Source organism: Streptomyces sp. NPDC052496, from assembly GCF_040679095.1.
Lineage (GTDB): Bacteria > Actinomycetota > Actinomycetes > Streptomycetales > Streptomycetaceae > Streptomyces.
In genome coordinates, this window is sequence record NZ_JBFAUH010000001.1 from 1 (window position 1) to 15,310 (window position 15,310).

24 protein-coding genes are annotated in these 15,310 nt (G+C 70.7%); 21 read left to right on the plus strand and 3 right to left on the minus strand.

The window, feature by feature from the left end:
* Positions 1-353 precede the first annotated feature (353 nt).
* From AB0L45_RS00005 to AB0L45_RS00045, 9 genes are all read left to right on the plus strand, one after another.
* Entirely contained in the window at positions 354-548 is a 195-nt protein-coding gene (locus AB0L45_RS00005; RefSeq protein ID WP_365834389.1) for a hypothetical protein, read from the plus strand.
* Between the two features lie 2 nt (positions 549-550).
* On the plus strand, positions 551-1,300 hold the full coding sequence (locus AB0L45_RS00010; protein WP_365834391.1) for an ATP-binding protein: 750 nt from the start codon (positions 551-553) through the stop codon (positions 1,298-1,300).
* A complete protein-coding gene (locus tag AB0L45_RS00015) occupies positions 1,297-1,608 on the plus strand; it encodes a hypothetical protein (protein ID WP_365834393.1) in 312 nt (103 codons plus the stop codon). Before AB0L45_RS00010 ends, AB0L45_RS00015 begins: the two co-directional genes overlap by 4 nt.
* The gene (locus AB0L45_RS00020) at positions 1,605-1,808 is read left to right on the plus strand and encodes a hypothetical protein (RefSeq protein ID WP_365834394.1); all 204 of its coding nucleotides are present in this window, start codon (positions 1,605-1,607) and stop codon (positions 1,806-1,808) included. The genes AB0L45_RS00015 and AB0L45_RS00020 overlap by 4 nt, the downstream gene beginning before the upstream one ends.
* Positions 1,805-2,464 (plus strand): hypothetical protein, encoded by a 660-nt coding sequence (locus AB0L45_RS00025; RefSeq protein WP_365834396.1) that lies wholly within the window; start codon positions 1,805-1,807, stop codon positions 2,462-2,464. Before AB0L45_RS00020 ends, AB0L45_RS00025 begins: the two co-directional genes overlap by 4 nt.
* 449 nt (positions 2,465-2,913) lie before the next feature.
* A complete protein-coding gene (locus AB0L45_RS00030; protein ID WP_365834398.1) occupies positions 2,914-3,498 on the plus strand; it encodes a hypothetical protein in 585 nt (194 codons plus the stop codon).
* Positions 3,499-3,741: 243 nt separating this feature from the next.
* On the plus strand, positions 3,742-4,395 hold the full coding sequence (locus AB0L45_RS00035) for a hypothetical protein (protein ID WP_365834400.1): 654 nt from the start codon (positions 3,742-3,744) through the stop codon (positions 4,393-4,395).
* Between the two features lie 59 nt (positions 4,396-4,454).
* Entirely contained in the window at positions 4,455-5,030 is a 576-nt protein-coding gene (locus AB0L45_RS00040; RefSeq protein ID WP_365834402.1) for a hypothetical protein, read from the plus strand.
* Between the two features lie 136 nt (positions 5,031-5,166).
* Entirely contained in the window at positions 5,167-5,514 is a 348-nt protein-coding gene (locus AB0L45_RS00045; RefSeq protein ID WP_365834404.1) for a hypothetical protein, read from the plus strand.
* A gap of 46 nt (positions 5,515-5,560) precedes the next feature.
* Here AB0L45_RS00045 and AB0L45_RS00050 read toward each other — a convergent pair whose 3' ends face one another.
* Positions 5,561-6,334: a phosphotransferase gene (locus AB0L45_RS00050; protein WP_365834406.1), complete on the minus strand. Its 774-nt coding sequence runs from the start codon at positions 6,332-6,334 to the stop codon at positions 5,561-5,563.
* 454 nt (positions 6,335-6,788) lie between these two features.
* Here AB0L45_RS00050 and AB0L45_RS00055 point away from each other — a divergent pair, with 454 nt between their 5' ends.
* Positions 6,789-7,142 (plus strand): hypothetical protein, encoded by a 354-nt coding sequence (locus AB0L45_RS00055; protein WP_365834408.1) that lies wholly within the window; start codon positions 6,789-6,791, stop codon positions 7,140-7,142.
* A 97-nt stretch (positions 7,143-7,239) separates the two neighbouring features.
* Here AB0L45_RS00055 and AB0L45_RS00060 read toward each other — a convergent pair whose 3' ends face one another.
* Together AB0L45_RS00060 and AB0L45_RS00065 are read right to left on the minus strand one after the other, a co-directional pair.
* The gene (locus AB0L45_RS00060; RefSeq protein ID WP_365834410.1) at positions 7,240-8,244 is read right to left on the minus strand and encodes a restriction endonuclease; all 1,005 of its coding nucleotides are present in this window, start codon (positions 8,242-8,244) and stop codon (positions 7,240-7,242) included.
* 393 nt (positions 8,245-8,637) lie between these two features.
* A complete protein-coding gene (locus tag AB0L45_RS00065) occupies positions 8,638-8,895 on the minus strand; it encodes a hypothetical protein (RefSeq protein WP_365834412.1) in 258 nt (85 codons plus the stop codon).
* 143 nt (positions 8,896-9,038) lie between these two features.
* Here AB0L45_RS00065 and AB0L45_RS00070 point away from each other — a divergent pair, with 143 nt between their 5' ends.
* The 11 genes from AB0L45_RS00070 to AB0L45_RS00120 all read left to right on the plus strand — a co-directional run bounded on the left by AB0L45_RS00070 (position 9,039) and on the right by AB0L45_RS00120 (position 15,270).
* Entirely contained in the window at positions 9,039-9,467 is a 429-nt protein-coding gene (locus tag AB0L45_RS00070) for a hypothetical protein (protein WP_365834414.1), read from the plus strand.
* Positions 9,464-9,802, plus strand: coding sequence for a hypothetical protein (locus AB0L45_RS00075; protein WP_365834416.1), 339 nt, complete (start codon positions 9,464-9,466; stop codon positions 9,800-9,802). Before AB0L45_RS00070 ends, AB0L45_RS00075 begins: the two co-directional genes overlap by 4 nt.
* Positions 9,799-10,221, plus strand: a complete 423-nt coding sequence (locus tag AB0L45_RS00080) for a hypothetical protein (protein WP_365834418.1) — start codon at positions 9,799-9,801, stop codon at positions 10,219-10,221. The genes AB0L45_RS00075 and AB0L45_RS00080 overlap by 4 nt, the downstream gene beginning before the upstream one ends.
* Positions 10,222-10,284: 63 nt before the next feature.
* Positions 10,285-11,730 (plus strand): hypothetical protein, encoded by a 1,446-nt coding sequence (locus tag AB0L45_RS00085; protein ID WP_365834420.1) that lies wholly within the window; start codon positions 10,285-10,287, stop codon positions 11,728-11,730.
* Position 11,731: 1 nt separating this feature from the next.
* Entirely contained in the window at positions 11,732-11,899 is a 168-nt protein-coding gene (locus tag AB0L45_RS00090; RefSeq protein WP_365834422.1) for a hypothetical protein, read from the plus strand.
* Between the two features lie 172 nt (positions 11,900-12,071).
* Complete coding sequence (locus AB0L45_RS00095) at positions 12,072-12,548, plus strand: hypothetical protein (protein ID WP_365834424.1); 477 nt, start codon at positions 12,072-12,074, stop codon at positions 12,546-12,548.
* Complete coding sequence (locus AB0L45_RS00100) at positions 12,545-13,054, plus strand: hypothetical protein (protein ID WP_365834426.1); 510 nt, start codon at positions 12,545-12,547, stop codon at positions 13,052-13,054. Before AB0L45_RS00095 ends, AB0L45_RS00100 begins: the two co-directional genes overlap by 4 nt.
* The gene (locus AB0L45_RS00105) at positions 13,051-13,944 is read left to right on the plus strand and encodes a hypothetical protein (protein ID WP_365834428.1); all 894 of its coding nucleotides are present in this window, start codon (positions 13,051-13,053) and stop codon (positions 13,942-13,944) included. The genes AB0L45_RS00100 and AB0L45_RS00105 overlap by 4 nt, the downstream gene beginning before the upstream one ends.
* 146 nt (positions 13,945-14,090) lie before the next feature.
* Entirely contained in the window at positions 14,091-14,240 is a 150-nt protein-coding gene (locus tag AB0L45_RS00110) for a hypothetical protein (protein WP_365834430.1), read from the plus strand.
* 303 nt (positions 14,241-14,543) lie between these two features.
* A complete protein-coding gene (locus AB0L45_RS00115; RefSeq protein ID WP_365834432.1) occupies positions 14,544-14,753 on the plus strand; it encodes a hypothetical protein in 210 nt (69 codons plus the stop codon).
* 148 nt (positions 14,754-14,901) lie between these two features.
* The gene (locus AB0L45_RS00120) at positions 14,902-15,270 is read left to right on the plus strand and encodes a hypothetical protein (protein ID WP_365834434.1); all 369 of its coding nucleotides are present in this window, start codon (positions 14,902-14,904) and stop codon (positions 15,268-15,270) included.
* Positions 15,271-15,310 lie beyond the last annotated feature (40 nt).

The window sequence follows — 15,310 nt, forward strand, 5'->3', positions numbered from 1 at the left end:
GTCCCGATTCCCGGGACGCTGAGGGCCCTCAGCGTCCCGGGAATCGGGACGCTGAACCGCCTTCTCAGTGTCCCGAAAACCCTGACACTGACCCGTCTCAGTGTCAGGAAACCCGGGACGTCAGTGTCCCGGAATCCGGGACGCCTACTCCTCTATACCCCTCCTCTACTACCCCCTCTAGCAAGCAAGAGGGGCTGCGGAGCCAGCCCGCCGACGTCACGTTCGGCATCCCGCCCGATGCTCGCCCCCTCACCGACGCCATCCGCGCCGCCGGCCTCAACGTCAGGTGGCCGTTCAAGGGCAATGGCTGGTTCCCCGTCCTCGCCCTGATCAACAAGGTCGGCGTGCACGCCATGACCGACTACGCCGTCACCGTCGCCCAGCGCACGCGCGTCGAATCCGCGAAGTACTTCCTCAAGGGCTGGGCCGAGCTGGCCCCCCTTCCCGCAGCCGACACCCCGCGGCCCGCCCTGCGCGCCATTCCCGGTGGCGGCTGGCAGCCCTACCGCAACCCCGCAGACCCGTCCGTGTATGAGAACGGATTCTGACCATGCCCTACAAGATCGACAACGCGGCGGCCATGGCCCGACTGCGCGCCGGCCTTGCGCAGCGCGGCCTGTCCACTGTCCCGCCGGGCCCGACCGACATCGCGCCCCGCCCCGACGAGCCGGGCCACCCCGAGTACCACCGCCGCATCCGAACCGAGTGGGCGCTCGCCCGCTGGGAGACCGCGACCCCGCCGCGCTACCGTCGCGCCGTCGCGGACCACCCAGCCGTCATCGCCTGGGCGGACCAGACGGCACAGGCCCCCGAAGAGGCCACGGCCCTGCTGCTGACCGGCACCACCGGCACCGGCAAGACCCACCAGGCGTACGGCGCGCTTCGCCGCATAGCCGAGTCCGGCCCGCACCAGTACGAGGTCATCGCGACCACGGCGGCGGACATGTACGGCCTGCTCCGCCCCAACGGCAGTCCCCGAGGCCCGGAAGCCGAGCTGCGTCGGCTATGCCGGGTGCCGCTGCTGCTCCTCGATGATCTCGGCTCGGCCAAGGCCACCGAGTGGACAGAGGAAGTCACCTACCGGCTGATCAACGAGCGGTACAACCGCTGCCTGCCGTCGATCTTCACGAGCAATCTGCCACCCCGCGTGTCCTGCGACGAGTACGGGCAGCCCACCGGCCCGGACCTCGCCAGTGTGCTCGGCGAGCGGATCGTTTCTCGCGTCGCCGAGATGACGACCGTCGTCGCGATGACCGGCGCCGACCGGCGCCTGACCTCACGCCAGGAGGACCAGCCGTGACCCGTCGCATCCCCGGCGCCCCGATGCCCGACGTCGTACGCCACGCTCTCCGCGCCCGGCAGCACCCGGCCCGCGCCGTCGAGTGCCCGCACTGCGGCGCCCACCCGCACCGGCCGTGCACCACCATCTCCGGCCGCCGCCGACTTCCCCAGCCGCACCCGAAACGGATCGCGGCCTGGGCCCGCACCGTCGCGTGCTGCCCCACCTGCCAGGTCGAGCCTGGCGTCCCCTGCCACCGCGACGGCCGCCAGCTCCCCGGCGGCACCGTCCACGCCCGCCGGTACGCGGAAGCCGAGACCGCGGCATGAGCGCGCTGGAGCGGTTGCTCGCCGAGGAGTTGCCGACCGGCCGGTTCGGTGACGCCCTGCCCCCGCGGCCGCCCGCCGTACGGCCGGCCCGCCCGTGGCTGCCCGCCGAGCAGGCCGCGCACTACGCCGCCCTGGCCGCCGCCGTCGGCGAACCGCACCTGACCCTCCTGCCCGCCCCTGACGACCGGAGCGCCGCATGAACTGCCTTGCCTGCACTCAAGCCCTCGACGGCCCCGGCCGCCTGTGCCCCGGCTGCACCCGCGGTCTCGACGCGCGGCTGGCCGACCTGCCCCGCCAGTACCTGCTGCTGGGCCTGGCCGAGAACCTGCAGCGCCGCCGCAGCGGCGACGGCGGCCCGGTCGCCGTCGTACGCGACGCGCCCCTGCCGCTGTCCGAGGCCGCGCTGACTCTGCGTGCGGAGGGCGGCATCGTCACCGTCCTCGAAGGATGGCGCCGCCAGATGCAGGGCGCGCGCGGCTGGGGCCCGCCGGCCGAAGGCGGGCCGTACGCCCAGCGGGTGCGCGATGCGGCGCGCGGGCTGCGCATGAGCCTGGAGTGGATCGCCGGCGAGTGGGACGACGCCGGCGACCTGGCGCACGAGGTCCGCGACCTGGCCGCGCGGTGCCGGGCGGTCACCGACCCGGCCGATCCGGCGCAGCGCGCGCGGCTGCTGGGGTGCTGCGTCGCGCCGTACGGGGACGGCTCTCCGTGCGGCGGCGAAGTGCGGCTGTCTCACGGCGAGAAGGTCGCTGAGTGCCGGTGGTGCGGGTGCGCGTATCCGTCGGCGACGTGGCTGGGCCTGCGGGCCGGACAGCCCGAGTTCGTTGATGCGGCCGGGACGGGAGAAGCCGCATGATGCCGCGAGGGGCTCTGTACGCCCCGTTGACGGCCGTACGGGTGATCCTCCGGCTCACCGGACGTCAAGCGCGCCGTGAAGCCGCCGTACAGGCGGAGAGAGTCGCACGCCCCCGCCGCCCGGCTGAAAGGGCGCCGCTGCTCACCGCGTGCTGCGAACGGTGGTGGCTCACCCGGGGCCGCGCGCACGAACGCACCTGCCGGATCATCACCGAGGGGATCGACCAGTGAGCGCCTGCATCACCCTGCACTGCGATCAGCAGTGGCAGTACGGAACGTGCGCCACCGTCCTCTGGACAGGTGCCCGTGCGGTCGACGATGCGCACGCCGCCGGCGCACGCATCGGCTGGCGCATCCTCCCCGATGGCCGCACGTACTGCCCTCCCTGCTCCGGCTACCAGCCGACCACTCCGCCCGTCGTCCGCCTCCGTTCAGCCAAGGGAGCCGACCGTGCCTGAACTCACCGAGCAGCAGCGCACCAAGCGCCGTGTCCAGGCGCTCGCCGCCATCGAACGCGGCCTCCGCGAGAACCACCACCTGTGGCACCAGGCCCCCGCCCGCCTCGACTGGGCCGCCGCCTACGCCCTCGAGGCACTCGGCGATCTGGCCGCCGAGATCCTCACCGACGGCACCCTGATGAAGAACCTCAGCATCAAAGACGGCGTGGTCACTCTGGAACTGGAGCCCGCGCGCGAACTGCTCCTGGCCCTCGTCGCGTCCATGCGCACGATGCTCGACGGGTACGGCGCGCAGAACTACCTCGAAACCGAGATCACTGGTCCGCCCCCGTCGGTCTCCCTCGACCTGCGCGACGGCCGGTGCCCGGACGAGGCGTACACCGTCACCATCCAGCGCCGCACCCGCCCCACCCCGCACGCATTCCGGCAGCAGGCCGAAGCGGCACGCGACGAGGTACTGCGCATCGTCTCCGCCTGGTGCGTGAAGGCGAACGAGGTGGGCGGCGTGGACGCCGGGGACCTGGCCTGGCGGCTGGAGCAGGCCGGCCACTGCCTGCCGAGCGGAGACGGCAGCTGATGCACCAGGTGCTCCTGCTCAGCGCCCTGATCTGGATATGGACCAGCGCTCTCGTCACCCCGCCCAACCGGTCCCGCCTCACCGGGCGGTTCAAGGAGAAGTTCCGCGATGACTGACCACCGCCCCATGCCGCCGTCCCACAGTACCTGCGAGTGCTGCGACTCCATCACCAGGAACGACGGCGGCGCCCCATCGTCACCATCCCCGGCCCCGACACCTGGCCCCGCCCCGGAGGAAACGACTATGCCCACTGACCCCGTCCACGAGATCGCCCGCGCCGTCGACCAGCTGATGACGCAGGTCAAACACATCGCCGACCACCTGGCGCCGCCCGTCATCAACGTGTCGCCGGACACCGCCGTCGTCACCGGACCTCACGCCGACGCCCCTACGACGCGGGACCGCTGCGATGCGCCGGACGACACCGCGACCCGCGACGCGCTGCTGGTGCTCCTGTCCCGCGCCGCCCGCGGCGTCCTAACCCCGGATGAGGGGCTGCTCCTTCGTCAGCATGTGGAGCACCTGCTCCGCGACCGCTGCGCCGAGGATGCGCACCACCATGCCGAGCAGGCTAAGGCCGAGCGTGACGGGGCGTACCGCGAGCGCGCGCAGCTGCTCGCCTGGCTCGCCACCGCACACCCCGCCGTCCTCGCCCCGGCCCCCGACGTGGACGAGCCCGGCTGGCAGATCCTGTACCTCGACGCGCCGTGCGGCCAGCTCTCCTGGCACATCGCACCCCGCGACGCCGAGCTCTTCGGGCACGTCGAGCGCGTGCCCGCCGATGACCCGCGCGCCCAGTGGGACGAACACACCACCGAAGAGAAGTACCAGCGCATACGCGCGGCGATCAGCACGGCCGCCACCCACCCGGCCGCCAGCGGGGCCCCGACCGCGTGACCTCTGTCCGGGGGACGCCCGCAGCAGCACAATCGACCACCACGAAGGGGAGGACACCCATGACCACCTATAAGACCTCGGCCGTGCCCGGCCAGCTCCTGCCGCCCGCGCCGCTGGACCCCCAGGCCGTGCGCCAGCTCGCTCGGCACGCCCTGGACGTCCTGATGCCCGCGGCAGTCGGGCCCGAGGCCGAGACGCTGGGGGAGGCCGCCGGGCAGCTCGCCATCGCGCTGTGCGCGTTCGCCCGGCTGGTAGAGGCCAACGCCGATGACCAGCTCGCTGAGGGCGAGGACGTCGTGGAGCGGCTGCGCAGGGCCTCGCTCCACGTCCACGAGCACATGGCCGCCAAGGTGCCGGCCTCCGAGCTGGAAGCCCGCACCACCGGGTTGGTCGACAGCAGCCTGGAGGGCCTGCCGGTGGTCGGGGCGCTTTCGGCGGAGTTGCTGCTGGCGGACGGCCGGTCCTCCACCGTGCGGCTGACGCACGAGACCGCGCACCAGGACGTCGAGCTGGAGGACGGCCGCACTGCCCAACTGGCCGCCGCCGATCACCTGATCGTCCGCGACGGGCTGCATGAGCTGGCACGGCTGCTCGCCCCTCTGGCCCAGGAGAGCAGGCCCGGCGGCGGGCAGTAGCAGACGTCGGCCGCCTCGTCGTCGCCCAGATCGCCACCATCCGCTGAACGCCGAAGCCCCCACCCAACGATGCCGACTGGGTGGGGGCTTTCTGCTGCTCACAAATCGCACCGCTACAACCCGAAGGGATCAACCGATGCCCATCATCGGCCCCGGACCCGACGACCCCGAATACGACAACCACGACCCCGCCTGGCGACACCAGGACACCCCGTTCCGAGCCTGGCTGGTCGAAAAGCTCACCGCAGCCAACTTCCCCCACGCCGCCGACATCGCCATCGGCTACGCGCCCGCCAACCGGTACCACGGACTCGACGACCTGGAGATGGGCACCATCGCCCTTCTCACCGACACCAGCTTCGACGAAGTCCGCGCCGCCCACAAAGCCGATATCGCTGCCTGGATGCGTGAACAGCAACTGTACGATCACCCCGATCTCGCGGTCGTTGACGCCGACCTCAACCGGATCGCCGAACGACACTGAGCAGCAGCAAGCCCCGCCCGATCACCGAGCGGGGCTTCTGATGCTCTCAGGCGGCGAGGGCGGCATAGCGCGCGTTGCTGTGCCGAGCATCCCGCACACCGACCTGCCGCTCCCACAGGCGGCACGTACCCGTGACGAGCGCCTGAACGGCCCGCGGGTCCGCTGCCTCCCAGCTGGGGAACTGCGCCGCCCACTCCAGCGCTTCGCCCGCCGGGCAGTCGGCTTCCATCAGCCGCACCGTCGTGTACGCGACGTCCACCCACGCCGGGCCAGCTGCGGGCATCGCCCAGTCCACCAGCCACGCCCGGTCGCAGCCGACAAGGAGGTTGTGCGGGTTCGTGTCCGTGTGCAGCAGCACGTCACCGCGCAGCAGCCCCAGCTGCTCGGGGGGCAGGACGTCGGCGAACCGGTCGGCGAACGACGGGAGGCCCTCTGGCGCCCGGGCGGCCTGAGCCGCGCGCAGCACGTCGGCTACCAGCACCAGGTCCGCCGAGCCGGCCGCCAGGTCCGCATGCCGACCCTCGACGTACTCGAAGCCGAGCAGGTCCCAACCGCCGGCCGTGACCTGCCACAGCAACCGCGGACCCACGCCGCACACCGCCGCGTTCACCACGGCCTCCATCGCCTGCGCGGCCCGACCGCGCGCGTCACCGGCCGGCACACCCTTCATGAACACATGACCCGCCTCGGTCGACAGGACGGCCGCCGTCGAGCACGTCAGGCCGTCCGCGACATCCCACGCGCCGGTCACCGGCCCCATGCGCTCTTCGACGGCCGCCCATACCCCGGCCGACAGCTCCCACCACCCACTACGCGACATCCGACCCCTTCAGACGAGAAGAGGGGCCGCAGGCGCGACCCCTCACCAGCTCAACGAGCAACTTAGCTCTGTGTGGCGCCGCATTTGCGGCAACGCTGAGCGCCGCTCCACTGCACCCACTCGTGATCACATTCGGCCATCGTGCACCCCTTCCGTCCTCGTTCGACCGTGCGCCAGACGAGGTGGGCCGGCGACGGCGCACACGACGCGCACGGAAGCGTCGTACGGCGTAGACGCTGACCATCCGCACGGAGACGCCCCGCTGTGAGGACTCCTCAGGGGGTACGGTTTTCCCGTCGCATGCTCCGCAGGGGAGGCCACCGTGACACCACCGTCGGATGCCGAACACCGGCCCGACTACCCGCCGAAAGCCCCGCCGCCCCCGAAACGACCGGTCGAACCCCCGCGCCCCAACGAGCCGAAGCACGCGCCAGCGGCCCGGCGTCGGATCAGCATGGCGAACCGGCGCGGCGCGAACTGGCCGCTGGAATCCCAACCGTGGGCCTCGGGCGGAGCCCGCAAACGCGTCGTAGAGCAGCTGGAGGAATGGGGGTACCGGCCCGACGGCGAGGCCGTGGGTGCCGTGGTCCCCCTCATGGTGGAAGCCGCGGTCAGCGACGGCGGCCGACGCATCAGCCTTCACCTCGCCGATCAGAGCCAGCAGGCCCTCGTCCTCGTACTCAGCCACCAGCCCGACCCCGCACCCGACGAGACCATCCTGCCCCGCCTCGCCGAGCTCGGCGCCTCCAGCTGCGGCACCGACAACGCCCCCGACGGCCGCCGCCTGTGGGCCTTGCTGGACTTGTAAGTGCACCAGGCTCTTACCGATTTCGAATGACGACGCACCACAAATCCATTAACCACCCGTTACGAGGACTCAGAGCCCAACCACCCTCACGGCTCCATCAAGCGGCTTCGCCTTCAGTAGCGGACCTTGGTTCATCGACCTTCAATATCGAGTAAAGCGAGTCACCCCACTCTGACCATTTCTTAAGAGTCTGACGATCCACTAGGTGAATCTTCTGCGACCGGGCGAACTCGCGCGCCGGCTTAGAGAAATCCCCACTAGTGACCATAACAACCTCGTCAGCTCTGTGAACCGGTCGCGCAGTGCCGTTCAAGCGCTGCACCGCCGCAGAGTCCACCGAACGCCGCCCACTCGTATGCTTACACTGAAAAACGAACCTGCGCCCATCGGGCGCCTCTGCAATAACATCAGCCCCGAGGTCGCCCGCCCCACCAGTCCGCCAAGACTTCATACCATCACGTCCAGCGAGCCACGCAACGAGCACTTCGAAATTTTTATGGTCGAATGAGTCCACGTTGGCGAGAGTGTACTTCTTGCCCACCTTAGAGAACTCACTCCGCCTATCATTCAGCCTACGCACATCACCCAGTGCCGCATCAAGCTCTTTGCAGACCTTTTGCGCCTTCTTCCGCAACTCCAACGCGCCATCCCAGGCAACAGCAATAGCTTCAAGGGGTGAATCCTGCTCGCACCCCCGGCGCCACAGCGCAGTATGCGAATCGGTACCGAACTGCGAACGCATTTCGTCAACAAGAGCCTGCACCTCGCGTAGAGCGTCGCCCATTTTCCAGTGCAGGGATTGGAGTTTCCACAGGGCATCTTGTATGACCTTTTTGTACTCCTCCTGCGCAAAGGGAAGGGCTTTCAGGTTCTCATCGTTTTGCAGCTGGATGCCCAACGTTGAGCGCCAATCTTCCACCTGTTCAAGGACATTCGCTATCGCCCTGCAGGCCGATGAACCGATCCGCCCCTCCTGCGCCCAAAGAAAGCAAGCCAGCAAATCGTCAGGACTGGCCTTGCCGATGAGGTCTCCCATCATCTGGCGCAATTCCTTGTCCTTGTAGCGCCGCGGGGCTACCTGGGAAGTGGCGTCAATGATCACTGCGGGAGAGTACCGACCTCCCCTTCAATTCCCAAATTGACGCATCGCCCATCAAGATCAAATAGCCCCCTCGCTCCAGCCATGCACTGCTGGCGATCAGTCATGTTTGAACGTCACGGGCGCAGTTGAAGGGAGAGCGTCCTGCGCTTGCAACCTCAACAGGCAAGCAAAGCAAAGAGGGCATAGCTCGATTCGAAGCGCCGCACGGACTCCCGCTCACCACGGGAACCTCACGCGGAGCACCTCGCACCCTCCCAGCCGAAAGAAGCGGCGAGGGAACGAGAGTACAGGGCGCCATGAGGTTCCTACAGGCAGTGACGGCCTGACGCTGCATGCACGACGTATCTCTCGCCCGGATCTCCGCGCTTATGCCGGAATGCCACTTTTGGGCAACTATTCGATCGACCTTCGCAGATCAGTGCGCTGCCCCTGCTTCGACTTCCGCTTCGCGAAGTATGGACGGGCTGCCCGCCAGTCAACCGCCTTGGACCGCCCCACCTGCACGACAGGCGGAAAGTCCGGATCATCACGACTCAGCTGGCTCACACGCTGGTGGCTGATTGACGCGACGACGCCTTCAGCCACGAGTCGCCGCGCCAGTTCGCGGAACGACAGCATCTCGGCAGGCCCTCCTCCGACGTCGTCGGCCATGGATACCTATCTTCCCAACTTCCTAGCCATATGGCTAGGAAGTTGCTACGCTCGATCGGGCAACGACAACGGCCCCGGCCGGCAGTGCGAATGCCATATGGCCGGGGCCAGACCAACTCCTCAGCGACAAGGAGCGGTCCGCCATGGATCGTATCGCCCGACCTCCCACCCAGATCAGCCCCGCGCAACACCCCACCCGCCGCCTCCTGGCCGCCGGAATCCTCGGCCGCCGCGCCGGACGCACCATCGCCACCATCCGCACCGCCGACGGAACCACCGGCCACATCACCCCGCGCCACCAAGCCGCGCCCCTCGTGCTGCTCCTCACTACGGCCGCTGACCGGCTCGCCGCGCACAACCCCGACACGACCCTCACGCCCGAGCGGCTGCTCACCGAAGCTCACGTCACCGTGTGGGACTGGCACGGCACCTACACCTATACCGACACCGCGCCCGTACGCTCCGACCTCGACGCCCTCACCCGCGCCCTCGACGAGCTGCCCCTCGACGGCGCCACCCGCGGCGAGTACGCCACCCGCCTGCGCCTGGCTGCGAGCGGGGTGACGCTGTGAACGCCACGACCGCCGAGCAGCAGCTCGCCGCCGCCGTCCGCGAGCTGGAGAGCCTGCTCCCTCACGAAAGCCTCCTTGCCGGGCAGATGCTCATCGCGCGCATCGTCTCCATCATCGAGGAGCGTGTCGACGCGCGCCCGGCCGAGCCCGGCCCGCTCGGGGCCCTCGCCTCCATGGCCCGCCACCTCAACGACGCCCTCACCCACCCCGAGGTCTGGCCAGCCGCCGGTCTTGGCCTGCACTGGACCGCCAGCCAGTACCTGCTCGGCGACCACGCCCGCGTCACCCTCACAGCCCGCATCACCGACACGGGCGAGGCAGGTGAGCAGCGGTGACCACCACCGAGGAGCGCACCACCACGGACCAGACCCGGCAGACGCGCCACGCTCTCACCGCCCTCGTCCGCACCAGCGCAGGAAGGCAGCGCCTCATCCGGGACTGCGCAGAGCGGTACCTGGCACAGGTCGACCGGCGGTGGCTGCCCGCCGGGTACAGCCACCCGATCGACGACGACCGCGACAACCGGATCGATGCCTTCCTGGAACGCAGGGGGGACCAGCTCGCCCGGATGCTGGGGCTGGCCCTCCGCCCGGACGACGAGCACCTGCCCGCCACGGCCCGCGCGGTGATCGCTGCCTGCGACGAGCCCGTGATCGCCCTCACCGAAGCAGCGCACCTCAGCGGCGACCCGGTCGGCATCGCAGTCGCCTACGTCGTCGCCGGCACCCTCGCCCCCTCTCCCCTGGCGTACTGACCCGCCCCATCCGGCCGGGCCCGCCAGCTCCAGCAGCGGGCTCGGCCCCACCCCGGAGACATCGTGGACCTCACCGACGAGGCGATCCGGTGGGCGTACGCCAACCCGTACCCCGCCGCCATTGCCACCGCCACCATCACCTCCGCGTTGGCCGTCGCCGCCTGGCGCGTCGGCCGTGCGCTGAGCACCATGACCCGGCCGCCGGCCGCGGTCCTCATCGCGTCCTTCGCCGCTGCGGCCTGCACCGCTTACAGCGCCGATACATCGTGGCGCTTCGCCGCGCACCGCCTCGGCATGACCGACCACAGCGAGCGCCTCGCGATGTTCGCCGCGGCCGAAATCGCTCTGCTCGCCTGCGGCCTCCTCGCCCGCGCCAACAAGAAGGCCACCGGCGTCGACGGCACCGCGGGGACTCCCGGCACTCCCGGCGTCCTCGTGTGGGTCATCACCGGCGTGCAGATCATCCCGGCGTACGCCGAGTCCGGCGTCGTCGGCGGCACCGTCCGCGCCGTCATCGGCCCCGTGCTCGCCGGCCTGCTCTGGCACTTGGCCATGGGGCTGGAGGTGCGGATCATCCGGCCGGGCGCGCTGTCCAGCGGCCTGCCCGCGCAGATCGCCCGTGCCCTGCGCGAGCGGCTGCTGTCCCGGCTCGGTCTCGCCGTGCGCGACCGTACCGCCGAACAGATCACCCGAGATCGCGCCCTGGCTCGTGCCGTACGGCTCGGCTCCCGCCGCCGTCTGCGCGCCTGGGGCAGCCGCCGTCTCGCCGCCGCCGTCGCCCGCGCGCACGTCGCGACCGATCCGGTCCAGCGCCAGCGGCTCATGCTCGAACTCGCCGCCCGGCGTGGCGCCACCGAACTCAACACGATCAAACTGCCGTCCGCCTGGGATCCGCCGCAGCCGCCCGCGCAGCCGCGCACCCCGGCCGCGCTCGCCCGCCAGCAGCTCACCGAGATGCACCCCCTCGACGCCATCCGGCGCGTGCACTCCGCGCATCCGGATGCGCATCCCGCCGCACTCGCCAGCCTGCTGACCGAACACGGCGTTGTCGTCTCCGAGCAGCAAGTTCGCGTCGCTATCAGGGCGGGCAACCCGCCCGCCGCACCCCGCCCTGATGCGCACGTGACCGCCGCCGAACAGCCAGGCACGCTCGTCCTCGACGTCGCCACCGCACCCGAGGTGCACCCCGACGTGCGCGCCCCTGCGCTCGCTATCGCCGCAGGCCAGCGTCGAGATGCAGTCCATGCCCGTATCCCCGAGTGCGCATCCGACACGGGCCGATCACATGACGATGAGACCGAGCAGGAGGCCCCCGGCACTGGCCAGCCGGGGCCGTCGGCGGGGGAGAGCGGCGGCGCCCCGGATGCGCAGCCGGATGCGCTCCCCGCCGACCTCATCGAGCGTGCCCGCGCTCTTGGCCGCCCCGCTCCCCTGCGCACCCTCCAGCGCGAACTGCGCATCGGCCAGGCGAAAGCGCAGCGGCTCCAAGAAGCGACGAGGGAGAGCTGAGATGCGCGCACTCGCCGCGATCACCTACGGCACGCTCACGCTGCTCGCCGCACTCGGCCTCGCCGCCATCGGCCGCCGCGAGCCGCGCCCCGTGCTGCTGCCGGTCGTACGCACCACTGCCCTGATCGTCTGCGTGGCCGCCGTCGCCGCCGCCCTCCTCCGCCTCTGAGGACGCCATGACCGACAACCAGAAACCGATAACGCCGACCCGGATCATCCCGGCCGCCGGCCAGCCCTGGCCCCCGTTCCGGCAGCCGTCCGCCGCCCCGGCATCGCCGCCCGTACCGCCCGCACCACCCGTGCCTCCGGTCTCGCCTCCCGCCCCGCCTGGGGGCGGAGGGATGACGCCCTGGCTACCGCCGCAGGCGCCGGCCCCGTGGAACGGTCCGCAGCAGATCGACCTGCACGTCACCGTTCACCCCCCGGTGCCGGTAGAGCCGGACCTGCGATGGTGGCAGCGCCTCGGCCGGGCCGTCCCGTACCGGGTCTCGCCGCTGGTCGCGGTCGCCGCCGTCGCGGCCGCGAGCATCCCGGTGCCGCGCGTCGGCTACGGCGTCGGCCGTATCTGGGGATCGCTGCTGGACCACCTCGGCACGGGCGTCCACCCCGCGGCGTCCCACGCCGCGGCGGCCGTCGCGCTGGCGGTGGTGGCCGCGCGCATCCACCGGCCCTGCCGCCTGCGGACCAACCTCGCCGGCGACCTGGTCCGCCGCTTGAACTGGCTCGACGCGTTCGGTGTGGCCGTGACCGTCATCGGCGGAACCTGGGGTGTGCTCTGGCCCGACCTGGTCGCAGCAACCACAGGAGTCCGCGCATGAACACCGTTGCGATGACCGTCGCCGGAGCGGTCCTCTCCGTCGTCATCTTCATCCTCAACGTCCGCAGTTGGTGGAAGGGCAACCGCGAGCTGAAGGCGCTCATGCCGTTCGGCGGCGGGTTGATCACCGGCGCAGGCTGGACCATGTGCGTCGGCGGCATCTTCGGGTGGGTCGCCACCCAGGCCGTCGAGGCGAGCAACAAGATCGGCGACAAGGCCGTCAGCACCACGACCGGCGCCAAGGGCGGCGGCGGCCTGGCCCATGGCTCCCTCGGATCACTCACCTACCCGGGGGCCTGCGCGGTCCTGGTGGCTGCGCTGATCGGCGCGGTCGTCCTGAAGGCTGCCGGGAAGGCTGACACGAAGCGGATGCTGGGAGGGCTGTTCACGGGGCTGACGCTGTGCGCGACGGCCGGTTTCGCCCAGGGCATGCAGTGGGTGCCGGACCTGTACAACTGGCTCGGCGACAGTGCCGTGAGCATCTTCGACGGGAAGGTGTCGCTGTGAGCGCCGACACCACGCCCGAGGCCGACGCTCTCGCCAGCCGCGCCGACGAGCTGAAAGCGAAGGCGGCGCAGGCGCAGGAGAAAGCCAAGGCCGCCAGCGCCTGGGCCATCCGCCTGATGAGCACGCTGGGGGAGGGGACCGGCCTGCTGGGCAGGCGCCTTGCCGACCGGCTCAAGGGCTGGTGCCTGGAGGCCCACCGCTCCGACCTCAAGGGTCTGTCGGCCGACCTGGGCATCTACATGCGCGGCGCGCTGCTCCTCGGCGCCGGGGCGGGTCTGTGCTGGCTGGTCTACCGGCACAACGCCCTGATGTGGCCGCTGGCCGTCGGCTGGTCGCTCGCGGCCCTCCGCACCAAGGTCAGCGCCGACAAGGCGAAGGCCGCCACGGAGGCCCCGGCCGACGGCGGGCCGGAGGACGCTGGCAAGCGGGCTCCGGGGCCCTCCCCGGAGGCGTTCGTGCACCTCCTGCACGACCTCGTCCAGGAGCACTCGGAAGGGGCCCGGCCGACCCCCGGTCTGCACTGGTCTCAGGTGGTCGCCGGCCTCTCCTCCCGCTACCCCGGCGGGGGGTCGTCCGGGGGGTGGTCCGCGGCCGACTGCCGGGCCCTGTGTGAGGCCGCCGCGGTGCCCGTCTCCCGGGGCACCCGGGCCCGCGGTCAGGGGGCCCGCCCGGGGGTCTCCACAGGGGTCCGCACTCAGGACCTCCCGGCCCGCCCGCCGACCCCCTCCCCTGGCCCCTCTTCGGAAGGGGCCCCGGCCCCGGGCGTTGCTGTTGTTTCCGCAGGTCAGATCGAGCAACAGGGCCAGCAACAACAACAGCAACGCGACGGCAGCAACACGGTCGCGTTCGTCCAGGACCAGCACAACCCCGCGCGCTGGCACGTCGCCTGAGGCTGCCTGTCCGCCCCGAGCCAGTCGGCCCGGAGCGGGCGGGGAGCAGTCAGGCGACTGCCCCACAACAGCGCGGAGCGGCCGCCCCTACCGCCAAGCAGATGCGACCGCCCCGCTCCCATCTCGCAGGAGACAGGAGCACCATCATGGCACTGCCCTCCATGCCCACCCGCGCCCCCGGACGCCCCGGCGAGCGCCCCGAGGACGTTCGCGAGTACGCGAGCAGCACCGGCGGCTGGACCACCAACCCGAACGAGAAGCCGGTCCCTGGCACTCCGCAGGAAAACCGGCGATGAGCGAGAAGCCGTGCCCCGGCTGCGGCGAAAGCAACGAAAGCGGCGCCTGCAAGAGGTGTGGACTGCCGGTGCCCGTGGTCGGCGTGCCCGTACCCGTACTCGCAGGTCAGCGGCCGTGATCTGCAACGAGCAGTCGTGCCTGCCAGGTCAGCAGCGCCGGCGAGCAAGCCGGTCCCCGGCTTCCCGAAACAGCACGACTGATCGCCTACCCTGCCGAGACTTCTGAGGGGCGGCCCAGACCGACTGGCGGGCGCGGCTGCCCCAACGGAACCCACCGATACGACACTGAGAGGACGAAAGATCATGAGCGAGCGAGTAGCCGTGAAGGTTCTACTACTGGTCGGCGACCAGGCCGAGATCGTGGCTGACGCCGACGACGCGGCAGAGCCCGTGCGGTACCCGGCGGCGGAGATCGCAACGGCCGTCAACCTGCCGGAGAAGCATCTGCCGGGCACACGCCTTACCGCTGAAGTCGGCCCGGGCGACCGGCTGAGCGGATGGCAGATTGCCTGATCGTTGAAGCCCCGGGCCCAAGCGGATCCGGGGCTTCCATTGCCGATAGGTGTTGTAAAAGGATGCGTGGCGCCTTACGATGGAGACGCGAGGCCGGGGCCGCAAACCCCGCACCTCACCACCAATCACCCACCGGAAGGGACCAACCGTGTCAGATGAACGCGAGCGCACCACCGAAGAGTTGACGACCCGCCTGGCCGTCCTCTACATCGGCATCAGCAAGGTGTGCGAACAGCTCCCCGTCCCGATCGCCCTGCCGCCCGCCAGCGGCACCGTCGGCGGACTGATGGGCAGCATCGACCGTTGCTACAAGATCGCCCCCGATCAGCCCATCCCTGCCGAACAGGTCGCTACGCTCCAAGTGGCCTGCCTGTTCTGGCTCATGGCCGCCGACATGATCGGCCTGTACGACGCGGAAGCCGCAGGTACCACCATTCGGAACGAGGCAGCCCAAGCCGCCATGTTCCACACGGAGGCATGCATCGGCGACCTGATGCACTGGCTCCGCGACGCCTGACCTGCCAGCCACCGCCCCCCCCGGGAGCCATCCGGGGGGC

Coding starts and splice junctions, on each gene's coding strand:
- AB0L45_RS00005 (WP_365834389.1), top strand. CDS start 354: ATGACCGACTACGCCGTCACCGTCGCCCAGCGCACGCGCGTCGAATCC.
- AB0L45_RS00010 (WP_365834391.1), top strand. CDS start 551: ATGCCCTACAAGATCGACAACGCGGCGGCCATGGCCCGACTGCGCGCC.
- AB0L45_RS00020 (WP_365834394.1), top strand. CDS start 1,605: ATGAGCGCGCTGGAGCGGTTGCTCGCCGAGGAGTTGCCGACCGGCCGG.
- AB0L45_RS00025 (WP_365834396.1), top strand. CDS start 1,805: ATGAACTGCCTTGCCTGCACTCAAGCCCTCGACGGCCCCGGCCGCCTG.
- AB0L45_RS00035 (WP_365834400.1), top strand. CDS start 3,742: ATGCCCACTGACCCCGTCCACGAGATCGCCCGCGCCGTCGACCAGCTG.
- AB0L45_RS00040 (WP_365834402.1), top strand. CDS start 4,455: ATGACCACCTATAAGACCTCGGCCGTGCCCGGCCAGCTCCTGCCGCCC.
- AB0L45_RS00045 (WP_365834404.1), top strand. CDS start 5,167: ATGCCCATCATCGGCCCCGGACCCGACGACCCCGAATACGACAACCAC.
- AB0L45_RS00050 (WP_365834406.1), bottom strand. CDS start 6,334: ATGTCGCGTAGTGGGTGGTGGGAGCTGTCGGCCGGGGTATGGGCGGCC.
- AB0L45_RS00055 (WP_365834408.1), top strand. CDS start 6,789: ATGGCGAACCGGCGCGGCGCGAACTGGCCGCTGGAATCCCAACCGTGG.
- AB0L45_RS00065 (WP_365834412.1), bottom strand. CDS start 8,895: ATGGCCGACGACGTCGGAGGAGGGCCTGCCGAGATGCTGTCGTTCCGC.
- AB0L45_RS00070 (WP_365834414.1), top strand. CDS start 9,039: ATGGATCGTATCGCCCGACCTCCCACCCAGATCAGCCCCGCGCAACAC.
- AB0L45_RS00090 (WP_365834422.1), top strand. CDS start 11,732: ATGCGCGCACTCGCCGCGATCACCTACGGCACGCTCACGCTGCTCGCC.
- AB0L45_RS00095 (WP_365834424.1), top strand. CDS start 12,072: ATGACGCCCTGGCTACCGCCGCAGGCGCCGGCCCCGTGGAACGGTCCG.
- AB0L45_RS00100 (WP_365834426.1), top strand. CDS start 12,545: ATGAACACCGTTGCGATGACCGTCGCCGGAGCGGTCCTCTCCGTCGTC.
- AB0L45_RS00110 (WP_365834430.1), top strand. CDS start 14,091: ATGGCACTGCCCTCCATGCCCACCCGCGCCCCCGGACGCCCCGGCGAG.
- AB0L45_RS00115 (WP_365834432.1), top strand. CDS start 14,544: ATGAGCGAGCGAGTAGCCGTGAAGGTTCTACTACTGGTCGGCGACCAG.